Genomic DNA, 19315 nt, shown 5'->3' on the forward strand with positions numbered 1-19315 from the left:
CTTTTAGGCACGAGGAGGAATGCATATGAAGAAGAAAATGGGCAGTTTATTCATGGCCGGGGTGATAGCAGCAGCGATGCTTTCCGGATGCGCCGGGGCAGAGTCGGAGTCAGCAGACACAGAAGAATCGGCGGAGGCAGAAAGCGCTGAGACAGCAGAACAGGATACTGCCACAGAAAGCAGTAATGACATTTCACAGAAAAAAATCGGTATTTGCATATATCAGTTTGATGATAATTTTATGTCCCTTTACAGGGATGAGCTGGTAAACTATCTGGTTGACCAGGGATTTTCAGAGGAAAACATCACTGTTGAGGATTCAGAGCTCAGTCAGGAAAAGCAGAATCAGCAGATACAGACGATGATTGATAACGGCGTTGATGTTCTTATCATCAATGCGGTAAATACCTCGGAAGCAGCCGGTATCACTGACATGGCAGTTGGTGCAGGGATACCTCTTGTTTATATAAACAGAGAGCCTGATGTTGCCGAGGAGCAAAGATGGGTTGATAACGGCTGGGAAGTTACATACGTTGGCTGCGATGCAAGGCAGTCCGGAACTCTTCAGGGAAATATCATCGTGGATATCGGCCTTGAAAAGGTTGACCAGAATGATGACAACATAGTTCAATACATTATGATAGAGGGCGATCCTGAGAATATCGACGCCCAGTACAGAACGCAGTTTTCGGTAAAGGCACTGGAGGATCAAGGCTGGAGCGTAAAGTGTCTCTACGACGAGGTTGGAAACTGGGACAGAGAGTCAGCTAAGCAGCTCTCAAAGGAAGCACTTGAAAAGCATCCCGAGACGGAGGTTGTTTTCTGTAATAACGATTCAATGGCTCTTGGCGCACTGGAGTCCATTAACGAAGCAGGCAGGACCGTTGGAGAAGACATTTATCTTGTTGGCGTGGATGCGCTGACGGAGGCTTTGGACGATGTAATTGATGGATCAATTACAGGAACGGTCTTCAATGATTACTTTGATCAGTCACACAGGGCAGCAGCCGCAACCATCAACTACATGAAGGGTGCCGGCAACGACCACTACATCGGCTGCGACTATGTGATGGTCACAAAGGACAACGCCCAGGAAATTCTTGACAGGATTAAATAACCGTTAGGTTTTAGTTAATGGTCAGAACCTGCGAACATATATATTCGCAGGTTCTGGCTATTATATTAAAACGTAGCTGTAATATAGTCACAACATGGCATAAAGGATTATAATATAAGGCAGATGATGGTATATCATCTGTCTTTTTTGATGAGGGAATATATGCTTAATCCATTTTTATATAGATGTGGCTGTAGGAGGTAAATTGGGATTATTCGAATTGAAAAAGGATTTGATGAATTCTATTTTTCAGTTCTCACTTTGCACTTTATGTTTTTATCCTATTTTACAGTTGTGTTGTTGTAAAAAATGAATACTTGGAGACAGGTATATAAGATTGAAAAATACATAGTAATTATATATCTTTTTGTAAGCGACTGAGCAGGGCCGGTATATAAGATAGAAATATAATGTCAATTTATATACTTTTTTCTGTGCTTTATAAGTACATGGGCTGAGTACTACAGGAAATGCATATAAAAAAGTATATAAGTCTAATTATTATTTTCAATTTATATACTTGGCGAGAAGTTACGGGAGAAATAGGTATATAAATTTGGCTTAAGAGCCTTTCTTATATATGTTGTGTAAAAAGGAACAGTAAACATATTTTAGGAACACTTTTGTAAAAAGAAAGATGTTTTTTGTGCGGAGTATACCTCAGATGACCATAACAGACGTTATTAGGTATATATCAAAAAAATCGTAGCTTTTATAGGGGAGTAGAAACACTTTTAGAAAAAGGGAATATATTTATGAAAAAGTGCGCAATAATAGCGGGTTCGGAAATAAAGAATTATGAATGGGTGAAGTCCCATTTTGATGAGGAGACTTTCTGTATATACTGCGATGGCGGGCTCTATCACGAAGAAAAGCTGGGGGTTAAGCCGGATCTTATAATCGGGGATTTTGATTCACATCCTGTGCCTGAAACAGAGGTTGAGCTTATAAAGCTGCCAACGGAAAAAGATGATACAGACAGTGTCTATGCCGTTAAGGAAGCCATAAAGCGTGGATTTACGGAATTTATACTGATAGGAGCGATTGGAAAGAGATTCGATCATAGCCTTGGAAACATGGCGATTCTGATAATGCTTGAAAAGCAGGGACTTTCCGGGATGATAATTGATGACTACTCGGAGATCAGCCTGATTTCAGGCGGATGCGCCTCGGTGGATAAAGGAATCTCTGAAAATAATGGAATAGCAGAAGCCGGTAAAAGTCTGGGAACTGCCAGCAACATTGCAGAAATTGGCGATGACTTTAGTTTCTTTTCTGTGCTTCCTGCAGGGGGCGATGCAAGCGGCGTCACAATAGAAGGCGCCAAGTACAATGTTAAAGACGTAGAGCTTACCATGGATTTCCCGGTAGGGATAAGTAATGAAGTGGCACCGGGCAGCAGAGCAACAGTTTCTGTAAGAGAAGGGAAGCTTTTCATAATAAAGGTAAAGAGCGAGAAATTCTAAGATTTATATCAAAAAGGCTACCAATGTAACAGTTTTGGCTATATATTTAAAAGGATAAGCGAAAACAATGAATAAGATAAGGAACGACCTGCGGACACACACATTTTTCTCTGCAGGCGGGGTATCCACATTACAGGAAAATATCGAAGCTGCAAGAGACAGGGATATTCAGCTATTGGCAGTAACAGATCCCTTCAGCGCATTGGTGGTTGATGAGGACTCCGCAGGCGCGGGATTTTCAGAAAACGAAACCACGGATTGGGATGCTGCAAATGAGGAAGCCGGAGACCAGGAGGAAGCTCCGATCAGTGAAAACCTCGATGGCCAGGAGGATGTTCTCATCCGTGAAAGCCTTGGAGTAAAGCTTCTGTACGGCTGCGAAGCAGATATAGTTAGTCCTGAAGGATATCTTTTCGGAATAGGACTTCCAGGGAAAGAAGAGTATCCAGGCGATGTCATTTTTACTCCGGATTTTATAGTTGCAGGGGTAAGCAGCAGATGGAAACCCATGGAAATAAGCGAAGCGAAGGCTACGCAGATGTACATAAATGTCATTAGGGACAGCAATGTTTTGATGCTGGGTAATCTTTGCAAGACAGAGATCAGCTGCGACATTAATGAACTCCTCAGGGTATGCAAGGAATTACATAAACCTGTAGAAATTGACGAGCAGAGCTTTTTATATGGGGACGACGCAGTAAGGAGAATCAGGAGCCTTCTTACAAAGTGCGCAGAAGAAAATGTTTTGATATGCGCAGATTCAGGGGCTTTGTCAGCGGCGAAGGTGGGACAGATGCCGCGTCTAATGGCAGAGCTTAATGAGATAGACTTTCCAAATGATCTTATAATGAATGCTGACAGTGATATTTTTCTAAGTAATTATCAAAAAGCAGGATTTGCGACCATAAATACACCTTGGGGGACTTATCAATGAAAATAGTTTTGGAGCATCTTACCAAAAAATTTCCAAACAGAAACAAAAAAATAAAAGAGGATGTCATTGCCGTAAATGATTTTGACTACGAGATTCCAAATGGCAAGCTTATTGGACTTCTTGGGCCTTCAGGCTGCGGAAAAAGTACAGTCCTTAATCTTATAAGCGGGCTTGAAAAACCAACCAATGGCAAAATCCACTTTGGCGATGATGATGTCACTGAGCTCCCTGCGGAAAACAGGGGAGTTGGTCTGGTTTTCCAGAACTATGCGCTTTATCCGCATCTGAATGTAAGAGAAAACATCAGATTCCCGTTAGAGAACCTTCGCGGTAAGGACAAAATGACCAGGGATGAGATGGACAGAAAGGTTTTTGAGACCGCAAAGCTTGTGCAGATAGAAGGACTCCTTGACAGAAAGCCTTCAGAGATGTCAGGTGGTCAGCAGCAAAGAGTTGCCATAGCAAGAGCTCTTGTAAAGCAACCAAAGGTTCTGCTTCTTGATGAGCCTCTGTCAAACCTTGATGCGAGACTAAGGCTTCAGACCAGAGAAGAGCTTAAGAGAATTCAGGTGGAAACAGGTATAACCACAATTTTTGTAACCCACGATCAGGAAGAAGCCATGAGTATCTGCGACACCATAGTGGTTATGCAGGATGGCAGGATCATGCAGCATGGCAATCCCCAGGATGTCTATGACAAGCCGGATAACCTTTTTGTTGCAAAATTCCTTGGGACGCCCCAGATCAACGTATTTAAAGGCGTTGTCAAAGCGGGCACTGTTTTCATTGGAAATGACAGAATCATGATGATGGAAGAAGACTTTGAAGACAGAGATGTCTTCGTGGGTATAAGGCCCGAAGGCTTCATTCCGGATGATAGCTGGAATGGCAGAAGCGAAGCCTCTGATAATAAGGAGAGACTTATCTGCGAATTCAGAAAGCTTGAAGTAATGGGTAGAGATTCAAGTATCCTTTGTGCCAACGAATATTTTGAAGGCACTATGATACGTGCAATTATCGCATCCGGCACAGAGATCAAGACTCCCGGCGGCGAAGTGGCATTTAATATTAAACCTAACAAGATTCATATTTTTGATGCAAAAACGGGGAAGGTGCTTCATTAAATGAATAGTAAAAAACAGACTTTAACTGCATGGCTGTGCTTACTGCCTGCAATCATATTTTTGGGAGCGTTTTTGGTCTATCCCATGATAGATGTTTTCATATATTCCTTTGAGGAGGGCTATAATTTCGCATCCCAGAGCTACTTTGGTATAGGTGGCTACAATTATTCTTATGTGCTTCATGATCCATATTTTATTCAGGCCCTTAAGAATACATTTATTATCGTGCTTATAACAGTGCCGCTTTCCACGGGCATTGCACTTATAATCTCGCTGGCTTTAAGTTCAATCGATAAGCTTCGTGAACTTTTCCAGACAATCTTTTTCCTTCCATACGTGACCAACACTCTGGCGGTAGGACTTGTTTTCATGATCCTTTTCCAGAAAACCGCCTACACAGACGGAATGGTTAATCTGCTTATAAGATTCTTTGGCGGCGAATCCGTTGATTTCATAGACGGACCATATTCTGCCAAGATGTTTGTTATGTGTTTTTACACAATCTGGGTGGTACTGCCCTTTAAAATCCTGATTCTTACAAGTAATCTGGCATCCGTAGACCCTATCTATTACAAGGCTGCAAAAATTGATGCCACACCAAAATTCAGAATCTTTTTCAAGATAACGCTGCCCATGATTTCGCCCATGGTATTTTATCTTGTGATCACAGGCTTTATCGGAGCTTTCAAGGCCTACAGCGACGAGGTTGCACTTTTTGGAACGGACCTTAACGCTGCGGGAATGAACACTATAGTTGGTTATATCTACGACATGCTCTACGGAAACAGCGGCGGATATCCATCCTACGCATCGGCAGCAGCTATCATACTTTTTGCCATAGTATTTACGATTACCATAATCAACCTTCTCGTCAGCGAGAAGACCGTTTATTACCAGTAATTACGGGCTTTAGCATGACCTTAATACATAACGTATCATGAAAAGAGGAAATATATGTCTTCAAATACAGATGGAAAAACAGGCTCTGTGCCTCATGTTAATTCTGAATATAAGCTGATTGAGCAAAGAGCAACGGCGGCAAATGTCTTTGGACAGATCATAAGGTATCTGCTGCTGGCCTTTTGGGCGCTTATCGTACTGTTCCCTTTTTACTGGATGATCCTTACATCCTTTAAAAGCTACAGCTCCTATAACAGTGAGTACGTGCCAAAGCTTTTTGTGACATCGCCCACCTTCCAGAATTACGTGGACGCTTTTACGGAGGTTTCCCTTGGCAGATACCTGCTTAACACCTTTGTGTTCACGGTGGTTACAACAGCAATCATGCTGGTTATCGTAGTGCTGTCGGCCTTTGCCTTTTCAAGGCTTGAGTTCAAAGGGAAAAACATACTGTTTGCCCTGTTTTTATCACTTATGATGATTCCTAACGAGCTGGTTATCATCACCAATTACGTCACCATCACCAACATGAACCTCAGAAACTCCATGCCGGGATTGGTGTTGCCTTCTGTTATCTCAGTTTTTTATATTTACTTATTAAAAGAAAACTTTGAGCAGATTCCGGACGAGCTCTACAAGGCAGCAAAGGTGGACGGGACATCTGATATGCGCTATTTGTGGCGCGTTATGATCCCCATAGCAAAGCCCACACTTATAACCATCACTATTTTGAAGGTCATAGAGTGCTGGAATTCCTACGTGTGGCCAAGACTCATAACCGATGACCCCAATTTTTTCCTTGTTTCAAACGGAATTCAGGAGATAAGGGAAAACGGCTTTGGAAGAGAGAATATCCCTGCCATGATGGCAGCGGTTGTAGCTATTTCAGTGCCTTTGATGGTTCTGTTCCTTGTTTTCAGGAAAAAGATAATGGCAGGCGTTGCAAGAGGAGGAACCAAGGGATGAGACTGTTTTCGTTTATGAAAAAATCCGGGAAGGCCGCAGCTTTCATGGCAGCAGTGCTTATGACCATGTCTGTTCTGCCGCTTACTGCGTGCCATGGATCCAGGGAATCCTCCGGTTTTGAGATTCCGGAAGCCTTCGATGAGACTTCAAAATATGAAATTACATTTTGGGCAAAAAACGACACCAACAAGACCCAGACCAGGATCTATGAGAAAGCCATCGCCGATTTTGAGAAGCTTTATCCAAATATCGACGTAAGCCTCAGACTTTACACGGATTACGGAAAAATTTACAACGACGTAATTACCAATATTTCCACAAATACAACGCCAAATGTCTGCATCACATATCCGGATCATATCGCAACTTACCTTACGGGCAGCGATACGGTGGTTCCTTTGGATGAGCTTTTGACGGATTCAAGGTATGGTCTTTCAGGGGATGAGCTAAAATACGACGCTCCTTCAAAAGATGAGATTATCCCCGAGTTTTTATCTGAGGGAATAATAGGGGATCACTACTACGCAATTCCCTATATGCGCTCCACGGAGGCTTGCTATGTGAACAAGACCTATGTGGAGAAGCTTGGATATGAGATGCCTGAAGTTCTTTCCTGGGATTTTGTCTGGGAAGTATCTGAAAAGGCCACGGAGAAAAATGAGGATGGAACCTTTAAATTAAATGGTCAAAAGGTCCTCATTCCCTTCATATATAAGTCCACCGACAATATGATGATTTCTCTGCTAAAACAGGAGGGCGCCGAGTATTCGGATTCTTTTGGAAACAACTGGCTTTTTGAGGATGTGACAAGGGAAAACCTCATGGAGATCACATCTCACGCCAAAACAGGAGCTTTTTCCACATTTAAAATATCAGGATATCCTGCAAACTTCCTGAATGCGGGACAGTGCATTTTTGCTGTGGATTCTACGGCAGGTGCCACCTGGATGGGCACTAATGCACCTCTTTGCGATATTGCCAAGGATAAGATCGTCGATTTTGAGACCGCAGTTTACCCTATTCCTCAGTTTGTGGATAGGGAGGGATTGCAGATTTCAGATAATAAGGCATCAAGGCTTGCTCCCGAAGAAAAGAAATTTGCCATGATGTCCCAGGGACCGTCGATTTGTATTTTCAATAAGAAGGATCCCCAGGAAGTGCTTGCCTCCTGGCTTTTTGCTCAGTACATGCTGACAAATGATGTGCAGATAGCCTACGCTGAGACGGAAGGCTACGTTCCCGTAACATCAAAGGCTCAGGATTCTCCGGAATATCAGGACTATTTAAGCAGAGCAGGGGAAGACAACACTACCTATTATGATGTGAAGATCGAAGCCACAAAGCTTCTTTTGGAAAATCAGAAATATACCTTTATTACCAGCGTTTTCAATGGTTCCGCATCGCTTAGAGATGCAGCCGGGTCGCTGATTGAGAATGTGACAAAGTCAGTTCGAAGGAAAACCGAAGTGGACGCAGCCTATATAGATAAACTCTATGAGGATACGAAGAGTCTTTATCACCTTGATCAGGTATCGGCAGCAGGAACCGGTAAAACGGAATTCGGAGAACTGCCGGCGGAATCAAAATGGCTTGTGAGACTTCTAATTACCACCTGGCTTTTAATAGGAATTTACATTTTTTCAAACAAAATTTTGAAATAGTGGTATAATACGTCTGTTACATTATTAACATGTAAGAATAAAGAGGAGAAAAATTATGAAAAAGGTAATTGCAACAGTTTTGACAATGGGCCTTGCTCTTAGCATGGCAGCATGCGGCAGCAAAGGTGCAGAGGTTCAGGACGCAGCTACTGAGGCAGTATCTGAGGTAGCAGAAGAGGTTTCTGATGCAACTCAGGAAGTAGCTGAGGATGCAGCAGACGTAGCTGAGGAAGTAGCCACAGAAGCTACAGAAGAGGCTGCAGAAGGCGAAGAAGCTACAGAGGAGACAGCAGCAGGCGACGTTATGACTCATGATGATTACGTTGCAGCTGAGCTTGATTCAGAAGTAACAGTTGAGACTTATGTACAGGCTAAGCAGGGCTGGTGGGAGAACGAAGGCGTTGGTAACGCTACATTCTACACACAGGCTGAGGACGGTGCTTACTTCCTTTACAATATGCCTTGCTCAGAGGAAGAGTACGAGCAGCTCACACCCGGCACAAAGATCAAGGTTACAGGTTATAAGTCAGAGTGGTCAGGCGAAGTTGAGATCACAGATGCTAAGTTCGAGATCGAGGATGGCAACTTTGTAGCAGAGGCACTTGATGTTACAGATCTTCTTGCAGATGATTCTATTATCGATCACCAGAACGAGTTCGTAGCTTTCAAGGGTATGACTGTTGAGGCTAGCAAGGATGCTGACGGCAATGACGTAGCTTTCCTTTATAACTATGATGGTTCAGGCTCACAGGGTGATGACCTTTACTTCAATGTTTCTGCAAACGGCACAACATATACATTCACAGTTGAGTCTTACCTTTGCGGACAGGATTCAGACGTTTACAAGGCAGTTGAAGGCCTTAACGTAGGCGATACAGTAGACATGGAGGGCTTCCTCTACTGGTATGAGGGTGTTAACCCCCACATCACAGCTGTAACTGTACAGTAATTATTTAAAAATCCGGTATTTTGTTCCATACGGCTATAGTGGGAGCCGTAGAATAAAATCGCAGGGTGCGTAAAACCGCATAGAATCTACAAGAACCGTTACAACAAGGCGTAAAGCCAGAGCTGTAGCGGTTCTTTTTATATGCAAAAACATGTTAAAATACATCAATTTACAAGCTGCAAAAATGTGAGATAATAAAAATTAGTTAAGCAATATATGGGAAGAGTTTTTTGGGGAGCCACAAGATATTGTGGAAGTTGGGGGAGTCATGGACTACGATTATCTTTCTTCGATTGTTTCTAATTACACCAATTTATCAGCACTTAGCAATAAAATAGGAGCTTCAACAGGCGTATCATCAATAAAGGATGTGATGAATACGCTTTCTTCAGGTGATTCATTTAGTGGGATCCTTGGAGATGCCGTGCAGTCGATTGCCGGAGATTATGACGAATATTCCAATGCTGAGCTTGCTGATTCTGCCATCAGAGCAATAACATCGAATACAGGATCAGCTTCTATCACAGGAATGCTTGATTCTATGGTTAAGTCCGAAGGCGTTGACGATGACACAGCACAGAAGCTCTCCGGTATTGCAGGCGTAAATGTGTCAAATGGCACTGAGAAGGAAGCCAGATCCAGCCTCATCATGCAGAACTATCTCACAGCCTCTATCCTTAAGGATACCCTTCAGAACTCCCTTACAGATTCAGCTGACTTTACCCAGTCACTCTTTAGCGGGCTTGCAGTTGGAAGCGGTGATGATTCATCAAACAGCACTTTGACATCACTGCAGAATTCCACACTTTCCGCCATCTCTAATATGTCAGCATACGAGGACTACCTGGATAAGCAGGTGGTATAAGGATGCTTTGTAAAAGAAATTAAATGAGAACCTAAAACCGGGAGTATGATTCGCACTATCGATAGTACGGCTCGTAAACGAGATACACTCTGCCTTTCTAAAAGATCAAAAATTCTCCGAATCTATGCGGAAAAATATCAAATCAGAATACAACTATATTTTGCAAAATCAAAATAAATTATTATTTTTAATATTGACGAAACTTTTTGCTGATGATACTATCAGTGAGCATTCAGTTCCAAATGCATTCAAGCACAAGATGATCATCTTGATTATTCCTAAACGCAGTACCTAAGGAGTTATCAAACTATGGGTTTGGAAAACGCACAAAATGATGCACGCCCGATCTGATCATGGTATTCACCGTAGTACGTAAATCGATCGATGAAGAGTGTTCACTCTATGTATTACATAGCAGAAAGGGCAAAAACCATGATATTTTCATGGAAGAACTAATATGATGTATGCGCAATCTAAAAGGCGCTACATGTGGGTTATTTTCCCTGGAATGCGATGGATCGATTCCCGGAAAATAGCATGTTAATACGAATAGGTATTAAATTTAACAATTGAAAACCAACAATAAAGATAAAATTTGTAAAAAACGTGAGAAAGTAGCGGCATTAGGTATTATGCTGCTACTTCTTGTATTCACTCCATCTCTGGACGTATTTCCTAAAGAATATTTTTTAATTTTTTTTAATAAATGAAATGTTAACGTTGTTTTATAATATAAGTAGATTAAAAATCATTTACAAAATGATTGTCAGATCTGTGCATACAGGTCAGTGAGCATGCTAGAGCGAGGGGGTACTACTATGGCAAATGATCGTGACAACAGGCAGGAAATCATGTCCGAGAGAAAGGGCTCATTTTTACAGACGATAGCTTTTCAGAATCTGGCGGTGAATATCGTGATTTTGATAGCTGTAATCATTGTGACCATCATAATGATAAACAGCATGAAGACCATGAAATTCACAGCAAATACGGCCAGTGTGAATGAGGCTGAATCCCTGGTCCAGGAGGCAAAGCTTAGAGAGAAAACGCTTTTGATCGATGGAAGATTAAGCGCTCTCATCGGTGCATCATCTGTCGAGGGTGTAGATCAGGCAACACTCCAGGGATACGTAGATGACATGAAGGCAGCTGAAGCAGGAATTCCCGAGCATGTGGAATATCTTAAGCAGAGCATACTTGTTACTCAGGTGGCAGATGGACAGCAGCAGATGGATGCCTTGGAGGCAGCTCTAAATAGCTACCTTGCTGATGCCAATGCTATAGTAGATGGATGCATGTCAGGTGATTTACAGACTGTTTATGGAATTTTGGGAAGCACCTACTACGCAAATATGGGCAACATGGAGGCTTGCTATGATGTAGCGGAGGCTTCTCTTGTTGGCCTGTCGAATGGCCTTGATGCTTACCTGCAGATCAGCCTTGATACTGCAACCAAAAAGGCTGTTATTGGAATCATTGTAATTATAGTTTGTATAGTAGTTGGTATGATTCTAAGTATTACTCGTGTCAGCAAAAAGATCAGTGCAATTTCCGGCGAAGTTGTTTCTATCATTGACAATATCAATGCAGGAAAAGGTGATCTTACGGCTCGAATCAATACGAAAACCAAGACAGAGCTTGAGTCCATCGTGGATGGAATAAACCAGTTTATCGGCACTCTTCAGAATATCATCAGGGATGTTAAGGATGGCACAGTCATTCTTCGCACATCTTCCGATGAGATGACAGAGCAGATTCAGAGAGCAAGTGATAACATCACCAATACATCCGCAGCTTTGCAGGAGCTTTCCGCAAGCATGGATACAGTATCTGAAACCGCTGAGCTCATAAACGGTAAGCTTGAAGAGGTTAAGGAAGCAGCTGATGATATCAGAAACGAAGCTGCAGCAGGTACAGAAACTGCCGGCAATATCAAGGTTGAAGCAGATAACATTAAGTCTGAAGCTACCAATAAGAAGGAGAATACCGGAGCTAAGATCACAGAGCTTGGCGAAGTACTTAAGAGTTCTGTAAAAGACAGTGAGAAGGTTAGCCAGATCAACGAGCTTACAAATGTCATTTTGGATATCGCATCTCAGACAAACCTCCTTGCCCTCAATGCTTCCATCGAGGCAGCAAGAGCTGGAGAAGCAGGAAAAGGCTTCGCAGTTGTTGCTGAAGAGATCAGTGCCCTTGCAGAGAACTCAAGGCAGACAGCAGGAAATATCCAGGTTATCAGTAATGAAGTTACTAATGCTGTTAAGACACTTTCAAACAATGCCCTTGAAGTTATAGACTTCATCACCGATACGGTTATCGCCGACTACGACGCATTCGTTGAGACCGGTGATAAGTACGAGCAGGCAGCCATTTTGATGGATGAGATGCTTGGTAAGTTCTCCGATAAGGCAGATAACCTCAATGTCATCATGGAGCGCATGGCAGATTCCGTTGAGTCCATCACAGAATCAGTTAAGCAGTCCAGTGAAGCCATCGGACTGTCCGCAAATAACTCTACGGAGATCGTTGGTGAGATTCAGGGCATCGACAATGCCATGAGCGAGAACAACAGAGTAACAGAGAGACTTGGCGAGAGCACAAGCATATTTGAGAATCTGTAAAAGGAACCGGAATGAAAATTGGCAGGAATATGCTATAATTGGTTAGTGTTGTATGACACAAATCCATAAACCGGGGAATATTAAATGACATATTCAGGCAGCACAAAGAAATCAAATGTGCTTATTATCATCCCAGCCTATAATGAAGGCGAGAATATCAAAAATATAGTTGAAGAGCTAAGGAGCGGATATCCGCAGTACGACTACGTTGTAATTAACGACGGATCATCCGATGACACCGGCAAGATTTTAAGAGAGCAGGGCTATAACCACGTGACCTGCCCTATAAACCTTGGAATCGGTGGTGCCATTCAGACAGGCTACCAGTATGCCAAGGAAAAGGGATACGACGTGGCAGTTCAGCTTGACGGTGACGGACAGCACGATCCTGCCTATATCGGCGATATCGTGCAGCCTATTTTGGACGATGAGGCAGACTACGTAATAGGTTCAAGGTTCGTCAATAAAGAGGGCTTCCAGAGTTCTGTTACTAGGAGAATCGGCATCAGATTTTTAAGTGCGCTAATAACGGTTCTTTGCCTTAGGAAAATAAAGGACGTAACCAGCGGTTTTAGAGCTGTGAACAAGTTTTTCATAAATGCTTTTGCTAGCAGCTATCCCATAGATTATCCGGAGCCTGAGGCTATCATGGATGCTGTTATGCGAAGGAAGAGAATCATGGAGCTTCCCGTTGTCATGCGTGAGCGTGAGACAGGCACAAGCTCGATTAATTTAAGACGTTCCGTTTATTACATGATAAAGGTTACGCTGGACATCATAGTCTGCAGAATCAGCTATGGCATCAGGAGATAAGAGATTTTCAGTATATCTGATGTGACTATAGATATTGTTAATTAGAAATGGGAGATTTTAAATGGGGACAATTATTCCGCCAAAACTTACTGCGGTCCTGATTACCGCAATAGTGATCTATTTTATAATAATTCTTTCGCTTTTAAAGCATAGAATGCTGAATATGAAGTACACACTTCTGTGGCTACTTACAGGAGTTGTGATGCTGATTCTTGTGATAAATCCGATGCTGATGTTTTATCTGATCCAGATTCTTGGCATTACCAGTGCCATGAACGGCCTCTACATAATGCTGATCGGTTTTCTTATCATGCTGGTACTGTCCCTTACAAGCATTGCATCAAGGCAGGCAGGCCGCATCACCAAACTCATCCAGAACCAGGGACTCCTTGAAAAGAGGATTCGTGAGCTTGAAGAAAAAAATGGAGAATCAGCAGAAAAATAAGGTTTTTTTGCGGGCGAAATCATACTGCCTTGTTAACGAAATTTTAATAATCTTCCTCTCGTAATCATGTTACAATATTCTCATCAATCAACTAGTTGTTTACACACGAAAGGAGTATTTCTTATGAAGTATGTATGTGGCACATGTGGATATATTTATGATGAGGCAGCAGGCGATCCGGATAACGGTATCGCAGCAGGAACAAAGTTCGATGATCTCCCGGCAGATTGGGTTTGCCCCCTTTGCGGAGTAGGTAAGGACGAGTTCAAAGCTGAGTAAATAAACAACAAGGTAAAGACAGTAAGGTATACAGCGAAAGTTGTATACCTTATTTAATTCACTGGATGTATACTGTTATTATAATCAGGACGCTGCTATTTGATTTATAATCTAAAGCAAGCAATTTGCGCATAAGAAAAGGCTAATGGAAATGAAAAAAATAAGTACATCTATATCTACATTTAGAAACTTAATAAATTCAGACTGCATGTACGTTGATAAGACCAGGCATATCTACGAGATGGTAAAAGAACCTTTTGGATTGTTCTTTTTTTCCAGACCAAGAAGATTTGGCAAAAGCCTTACAGTAAGTACTTTGGAATCGGTTTTTTTAGGTGAGAGAGAATTGTTTCAAGGACTCTATATCTACGATTCAGATTATAAATGGGAAAAATATCCTATCATACACATAGATTTTGGAAGAAGTGACAGCACCACTGCAGCGAATTTGGAAGAGTGGATAAAACTTGAACTAAAAAGTATCGCTTCTGATCATGAAGTTCAGATAGAGGGCAGTTCGCCGGCGCTTCAGTTTGGTGAACTTATAAAGGCACTTTATAAGAAATATGGAAAAGGCGTTGTTGTTCTTATTGATGAATATGACAGACCTATAACCAATAACCTTGAGGATGGAAAGGGAGTAAAACTCATACGAAGGATGATGGAAGCTTTTTATCAGATGATAAAAGGCTATGAATCTATGGAGCGTTTTGTTTTTCTCACCGGAGTGACGCGTCTGAGTCAGGTTTCTGTGTTTAGTAAGCTCAACAATCTGGTTGATATAAGTAGAAGCAGTAAGTACTCTGACGCTGTAGGCTACACCCAGGATGAACTGGATGAGTATTTTACTGATTATATCAAAGCCGGTGCTGAAAAGAACGGATGCACTTATGATGAGTTAAAAGAGAGACTTGCTTCATGGTATGATGGATTTAAATTTGTATTCGATGGAATCAAGGTATATAACCCGGTGTCCGTTGGAAGATTTTTTATGGAAAATTTTGAATTCAGGAACTACTGGTATGCGACTGCAACACCGGTTATGCTGGTAGAGCAGGCCAAGAAACAGAGGATAACTGTTGAAAATATTGAAAATGCAGTTATGACGGATATTGCCTATAACTCTTTTGATATTATGAAACTTTCAGAAGATAAGGCTGATTCACACTTACTAATTCAACTATTGCTTCAGGCAGGATATCTGACTATAGGAGATATGGTGGCGGAAAAGCCTGCCCCCACATATCGATTGGTGTACCCTAACAAGGAAGTGCAATTATCATTTGAAACGGACCTGGCTTCTGTATATATGGATAAGCCCATCGCGGATATAAACAATATTGTTAATGACATACAAAGTGCGGCGATAGAACAAATATTGGAAGGATAGATGCAACAAAATTCGGAGGCGCCCATGGCAAGAAAAAAGAGGCTTACCAGAAAGCCATTATCTTTTGCGACCAAGATCAAGCTCATGCAGATGAATCTTGACTCTGGTCTCGATCTTTTAGATAAAAAACTTTCCCATGAAGAGAAAATAAAAGTCGTAAAGTTCTGCCTCTCCCATGACAGAAATATCAGAGGAACCGCTGAACTCTACGGTCTTCGCTACGCCCACGTCTACCAGTGGGTTCGAAAATATGAGGCAGGCGGAGAAGAAGCCCTCATCGATAGGCGCGGCAAACGCGGAAAGGGCCGCAGAACCCTTCTTCTCGAAGAAGAACAGGCCGAGTACGACAGAGAGAACGAGCTTGAAAGACTCCGGAAGCTGCAGGAGGGGGAAGATGGCGAAGAGGATGAGGGGGATGGAGAAGGCGATAGCGAATGAGGTAGATACTGCGAACTGATAGCAGTGTAATAGGGATATTAAAAGCGGTTTTAGCCAGTGCTCATATGGGTGCTGGCTATTTCTAGTGCGCCCGACGGCGCACGTTTCTAATGGGTGAAAGTCCCTAGCCCGCCCGACAGTGGGAAGGGCATAGCTGAACACCAAGGGTGTCCTTTCGTGGTATAACCACGTTAACGTGAGGGGAATCTGAAGGAAGGTGTAGGCAAATCTCCGACCTTACGAACAGAAACCATATATGAGGCTATGTTGATCTGGGGGTAAGGCTACTAGACAAGTCAAAGCCCAATAACTGTACGGAACCGCGCATAGTAAATTTGGTTGGTGCATGGAGTGAAAGAAACGTGTGGTACTCGGGGAGGTCTCGTCAGCGGATGGAAACGGAGTATGAAGTCCGTGAGTAACAACGAATGGCGAGAAGTCAGCAGAGGTCGTAGTACCACGGTGACTATAGGCGCTGTGGGAAGGACTGAACTTTTAGGAGACACAAGCAATGAAGGTAACCGAAAGTGGGTTTGAGAACAGACAACTTCATATTGAAGGCTACCTGCAAATGGCTACTGCGGAACAGGAAGAGTATGCAGGAGTGTTCGACTACGCTAAAGGATAGTAATAAGTCTATTGATTTTCTTACAAGGGATAACAGAATTGTGCCTTGGGTCAAGAATGGCAACTATTCACCTGATAACAGCTATCGAAACGGAATGATAGAAGGCATGCCCTTTAATATTGATTCGTCAGATTTCATCAGTATTTTTGAGGGGGAATTATAATGGCTTTAAGGATTAGAAAATGCTATTTTTGATTTACAAAATGCAATTTTTAAATGCGAAATTGCTATTTTTTAATACAGAATTGCAATTTTAAATTTGCAAATGCAATTTTATAACATAGAAATTGCAATTTTGAATTTCTATTGCAACAAATCTCAAAAAGTGGATTACCCAATTTAGCCAGCATTCATAATGAATGCTGACTATTTTTATGCGCAAAATCTAAATTCGGCTTTTCTGTGCCTTGAAAGCAAAAAATGTATCTAAATGAGAATAAATCACATTTGAGCGTTGATTTTTAGTCCGATTTGTATATAATCAGAATTAAGGAGGAATCAAACCATGTTGATTCAATTTAATTTTAAGAATTTCAAATCTTTTAAAGAAGAAGCAACACTGGACTTGTCAGCGACAAAAATGACAGAGTTTTCAGAACGAGTTGTGAATGTTGGCGGTGAGAAGAGCCTGACAGTTGCGGCTATTTATGGAGCAAATGCCAGTGGAAAATCAAACATATACCATGCATTAGGATATATGTCCGATTATGTTATTAATTCTTTCAAATATGGGGATGATGAGGAGGAATATGAGTTATATAAGCCTACTCCGTTCCTGTTTGCTTCGGACTCTGCAACAGATGAGTCGAGTTTTGAAATATATTTTACATTTCCTGGTGATAAGAAGGAAAAAACATATAATTACGGATTTTGTATAAATGGTGAAGGTGTCACGGAAGAATGGCTAAATTCTAAAGCAAAAACAGCCAGAGAATTTAAAACGGTTTTCTACCGCGGAAGGACGCCAGATGAACTGGATTTGTCAGGTATTCCAGCTAGCAGCAGAGATAATATCAAGGTAGCTCTGGAGAAACAGGTTCTGGTAGTATCTCTCGGGGCAAAACTGAAAATAGAAATATGTAAGCAAGTCAGGGAATGGTTCCTTATGAATGAATTTGCCGACTTTGGAGATCCAATTACAAATTATTTCCTTTCCAGAAGACTGCCTAATGAATTTGCTGATAATAAAGATGTTCAGAAGGATGTAATAAGATTTTTTGATTCCTTTGATGAGCATATCAAAGACTTTAGGGTTGAGAAGATACCTCAGGAGAATCAGGCGAAAGAAGAAAAGTATAAGATAAATTCACTTCATAAGATGGTTGACGCGGACGAAATGGTGGAGATACCTCTTGAGGCGGAATCTGCCGGAACATTAAAGATGTTTGCACTTTATCCGGATTTAAGAGATGTGTTGGAGAAGGGAAGCGTGTTTGTTATCGATGAATTGAATGCTCGCCTTCATCCGCTTTTGGTAAGAAATTTCCTGCTTACATTTCTAAATCCTAAGATCAATACAAACCATGCACAGCTTATTTTTACGACTCATGATACATGGCAATTATCAAATCAGTTACTGCGCAGAGATGAAGTCTGGTTTGTGGAGAAGGATGAAAATGGTGAATCCACATTATATTCATTAGCTGATTTTGTTGATGAAGATGGTATTCATATTCGTAAGGATGAGAATTATGAGAAGAATTATCTCATAGGAAAATATGGGGCAATACCCAGCTTAAAAAGCATAGATTTTATAAACTGAGGTGGCATTTGTGGGTAAAAAAGACAGGACTGGGAATAGAGTGAAAAGGGATTCCCGTAGGAGATTAAGGATACCGGAATTGGGGTATTACCTCATCGTAACGGATACAGAGGGCACTGAGCGATGCTATTTTACGGGGCTTCATCAATCATTGCCTGAAAATATCAGAAAGAACATAGTGATAAAGGTTGAAGAGACCAAAACAAGAAAGCTAATAGACAGGTGCCTTGAACTGACGGCTTATGATGCTCAGTATCGATTACCCTGGATTGTTTTTGATAGAGATCAGGTGGAGACTTTTGATGACATAATTAAAGAAGCAGAAAGTAAAGGCATCAATGTGGGTTGGTCCAACCCTTGTTTTGAAATATGGATGTACGCATATTTTGGATCTATGCCTGCAATCGATAATTCATGGACCTGCTGCACAAAATTTGGACAACTGTATGAAACGAAAACCAATCAGGAATACTCTAAGTCCGATGAGAGCTTATACAAGAAGGTCCATGACAATGGTGATGAGGAGAAAGCGATACAAATAGCGGAGCAGAAGTTTCAACAATGTATCAGGGATGGCAAAACTATACCGTCAGAAATGTGTCCTTGTACTACGGTGCATAAGCTTATTGGTGAGATTAGGGATAAGACAAAAGACGTTGAAAGAGAACGTATTATGGGAGTTTGATAATTGGATAAGTTTATAGAAAAAATTGTTAGTGAAGAATGGGGGAAATGGAGTAGTTTTATAATATTCTTAATATTCAGTACGTTAACAGCGGTATCTATCATTTCTGCGATATGTGGTGTGTTTTCATATACAGTTACTTATAAAAATATAAGCTATTCAAAACTGACGAATACTGGAAAAAATATACTTGCAGTTGTTATTATTCTGGTTATAGCATTGAATATTTGGCATTTTATATATGTATATAATAAGAATCATATTCGGAGAGC

General features: G+C 41.6%; 19 protein-coding genes. All 19 read left to right on the top strand.

What is annotated here, in order from left to right; all coding sequences use genetic code 11:
* Positions 1-25 precede the first annotated feature (25 nt).
* Positions 26-1117, top strand: coding sequence for a substrate-binding domain-containing protein (locus G610_RS0104045; protein ID WP_026523757.1), 1092 nt, complete (start codon positions 26-28; stop codon positions 1115-1117).
* A gap of 755 nt (positions 1118-1872) precedes the next feature.
* Entirely contained in the window at positions 1873-2583 is a 711-nt protein-coding gene (locus G610_RS0104050) for a thiamine diphosphokinase (RefSeq protein ID WP_026523758.1), read from the top strand.
* Between the two features lie 67 nt (positions 2584-2650).
* Positions 2651-3517: a PHP domain-containing protein gene (locus tag G610_RS0104055; protein ID WP_026523759.1), complete on the top strand. Its 867-nt coding sequence runs from the start codon at positions 2651-2653 to the stop codon at positions 3515-3517.
* Positions 3514-4641: an ABC transporter ATP-binding protein gene (locus G610_RS0104060; RefSeq protein ID WP_026523760.1), complete on the top strand. Its 1128-nt coding sequence runs from the start codon at positions 3514-3516 to the stop codon at positions 4639-4641. Before G610_RS0104055 ends, G610_RS0104060 begins: the two co-directional genes overlap by 4 nt.
* Complete coding sequence (locus tag G610_RS0104065) at positions 4642-5541, top strand: carbohydrate ABC transporter permease (RefSeq protein ID WP_026523761.1); 900 nt, start codon at positions 4642-4644, stop codon at positions 5539-5541.
* Between the two features lie 54 nt (positions 5542-5595).
* The gene (locus tag G610_RS0104070) at positions 5596-6507 is read left to right on the top strand and encodes a carbohydrate ABC transporter permease (RefSeq protein ID WP_081667202.1); all 912 of its coding nucleotides are present in this window, start codon (positions 5596-5598) and stop codon (positions 6505-6507) included.
* Positions 6504-8168 (top strand): ABC transporter substrate-binding protein, encoded by a 1665-nt coding sequence (locus G610_RS0104075; protein ID WP_242829612.1) that lies wholly within the window; start codon positions 6504-6506, stop codon positions 8166-8168. Before G610_RS0104070 ends, G610_RS0104075 begins: the two co-directional genes overlap by 4 nt.
* 55 nt (positions 8169-8223) lie before the next feature.
* The gene (locus tag G610_RS0104080; RefSeq protein WP_026523764.1) at positions 8224-9117 is read left to right on the top strand and encodes a hypothetical protein; all 894 of its coding nucleotides are present in this window, start codon (positions 8224-8226) and stop codon (positions 9115-9117) included.
* A 250-nt stretch (positions 9118-9367) separates the two neighbouring features.
* Complete coding sequence (locus G610_RS0104085; protein ID WP_155830944.1) at positions 9368-9982, top strand: hypothetical protein; 615 nt, start codon at positions 9368-9370, stop codon at positions 9980-9982.
* Positions 9983-10800: 818 nt separating this feature from the next.
* Positions 10801-12603 carry a methyl-accepting chemotaxis protein gene (locus tag G610_RS0104090; protein WP_026523766.1) on the top strand — a complete coding sequence of 601 codons (1803 nt, stop codon included), beginning with the start codon at positions 10801-10803 and terminating at the stop codon, positions 12601-12603.
* Positions 12604-12687: 84 nt separating this feature from the next.
* The gene (locus G610_RS0104095; protein WP_051197600.1) at positions 12688-13416 is read left to right on the top strand and encodes a glycosyltransferase family 2 protein; all 729 of its coding nucleotides are present in this window, start codon (positions 12688-12690) and stop codon (positions 13414-13416) included.
* A 61-nt stretch (positions 13417-13477) separates the two neighbouring features.
* Complete coding sequence (locus tag G610_RS0104100; RefSeq protein WP_026523768.1) at positions 13478-13861, top strand: DUF2304 domain-containing protein; 384 nt, start codon at positions 13478-13480, stop codon at positions 13859-13861.
* Positions 13862-13984: 123 nt separating this feature from the next.
* Positions 13985-14140, top strand: a complete 156-nt coding sequence (gene rd, locus G610_RS22590) for a rubredoxin (RefSeq protein WP_081667206.1) — start codon at positions 13985-13987, stop codon at positions 14138-14140.
* Positions 14141-14291: 151 nt separating this feature from the next.
* Entirely contained in the window at positions 14292-15530 is a 1239-nt protein-coding gene (locus G610_RS0104110) for an AAA family ATPase (protein ID WP_035796883.1), read from the top strand.
* A 24-nt stretch (positions 15531-15554) separates the two neighbouring features.
* Complete coding sequence (locus G610_RS22935; protein WP_051197602.1) at positions 15555-15968, top strand: helix-turn-helix domain-containing protein; 414 nt, start codon at positions 15555-15557, stop codon at positions 15966-15968.
* 414 nt (positions 15969-16382) lie between these two features.
* Positions 16383-16505 carry a hypothetical protein gene (locus G610_RS23675; protein ID WP_256379770.1) on the top strand — a complete coding sequence of 41 codons (123 nt, stop codon included), beginning with the start codon at positions 16383-16385 and terminating at the stop codon, positions 16503-16505.
* Positions 16496-16759, top strand: coding sequence for a hypothetical protein (locus tag G610_RS22940; RefSeq protein WP_155830946.1), 264 nt, complete (start codon positions 16496-16498; stop codon positions 16757-16759). The genes G610_RS23675 and G610_RS22940 overlap by 10 nt, the downstream gene beginning before the upstream one ends.
* Positions 16760-17101: 342 nt before the next feature.
* A complete protein-coding gene (locus G610_RS0104125; RefSeq protein WP_026523770.1) occupies positions 17102-18358 on the top strand; it encodes an AAA family ATPase in 1257 nt (418 codons plus the stop codon).
* Between the two features lie 79 nt (positions 18359-18437).
* Positions 18438-19043 carry an RloB family protein gene (locus tag G610_RS0104130; RefSeq protein WP_330368090.1) on the top strand — a complete coding sequence of 202 codons (606 nt, stop codon included), beginning with the start codon at positions 18438-18440 and terminating at the stop codon, positions 19041-19043.
* The last annotated feature ends 272 nt before the right edge of the window (positions 19044-19315 follow it).

The organism is Butyrivibrio sp. MB2005, assembly GCF_000424285.1.
Taxonomy (GTDB): Bacteria; Bacillota; Clostridia; order Lachnospirales; family Lachnospiraceae; genus Butyrivibrio.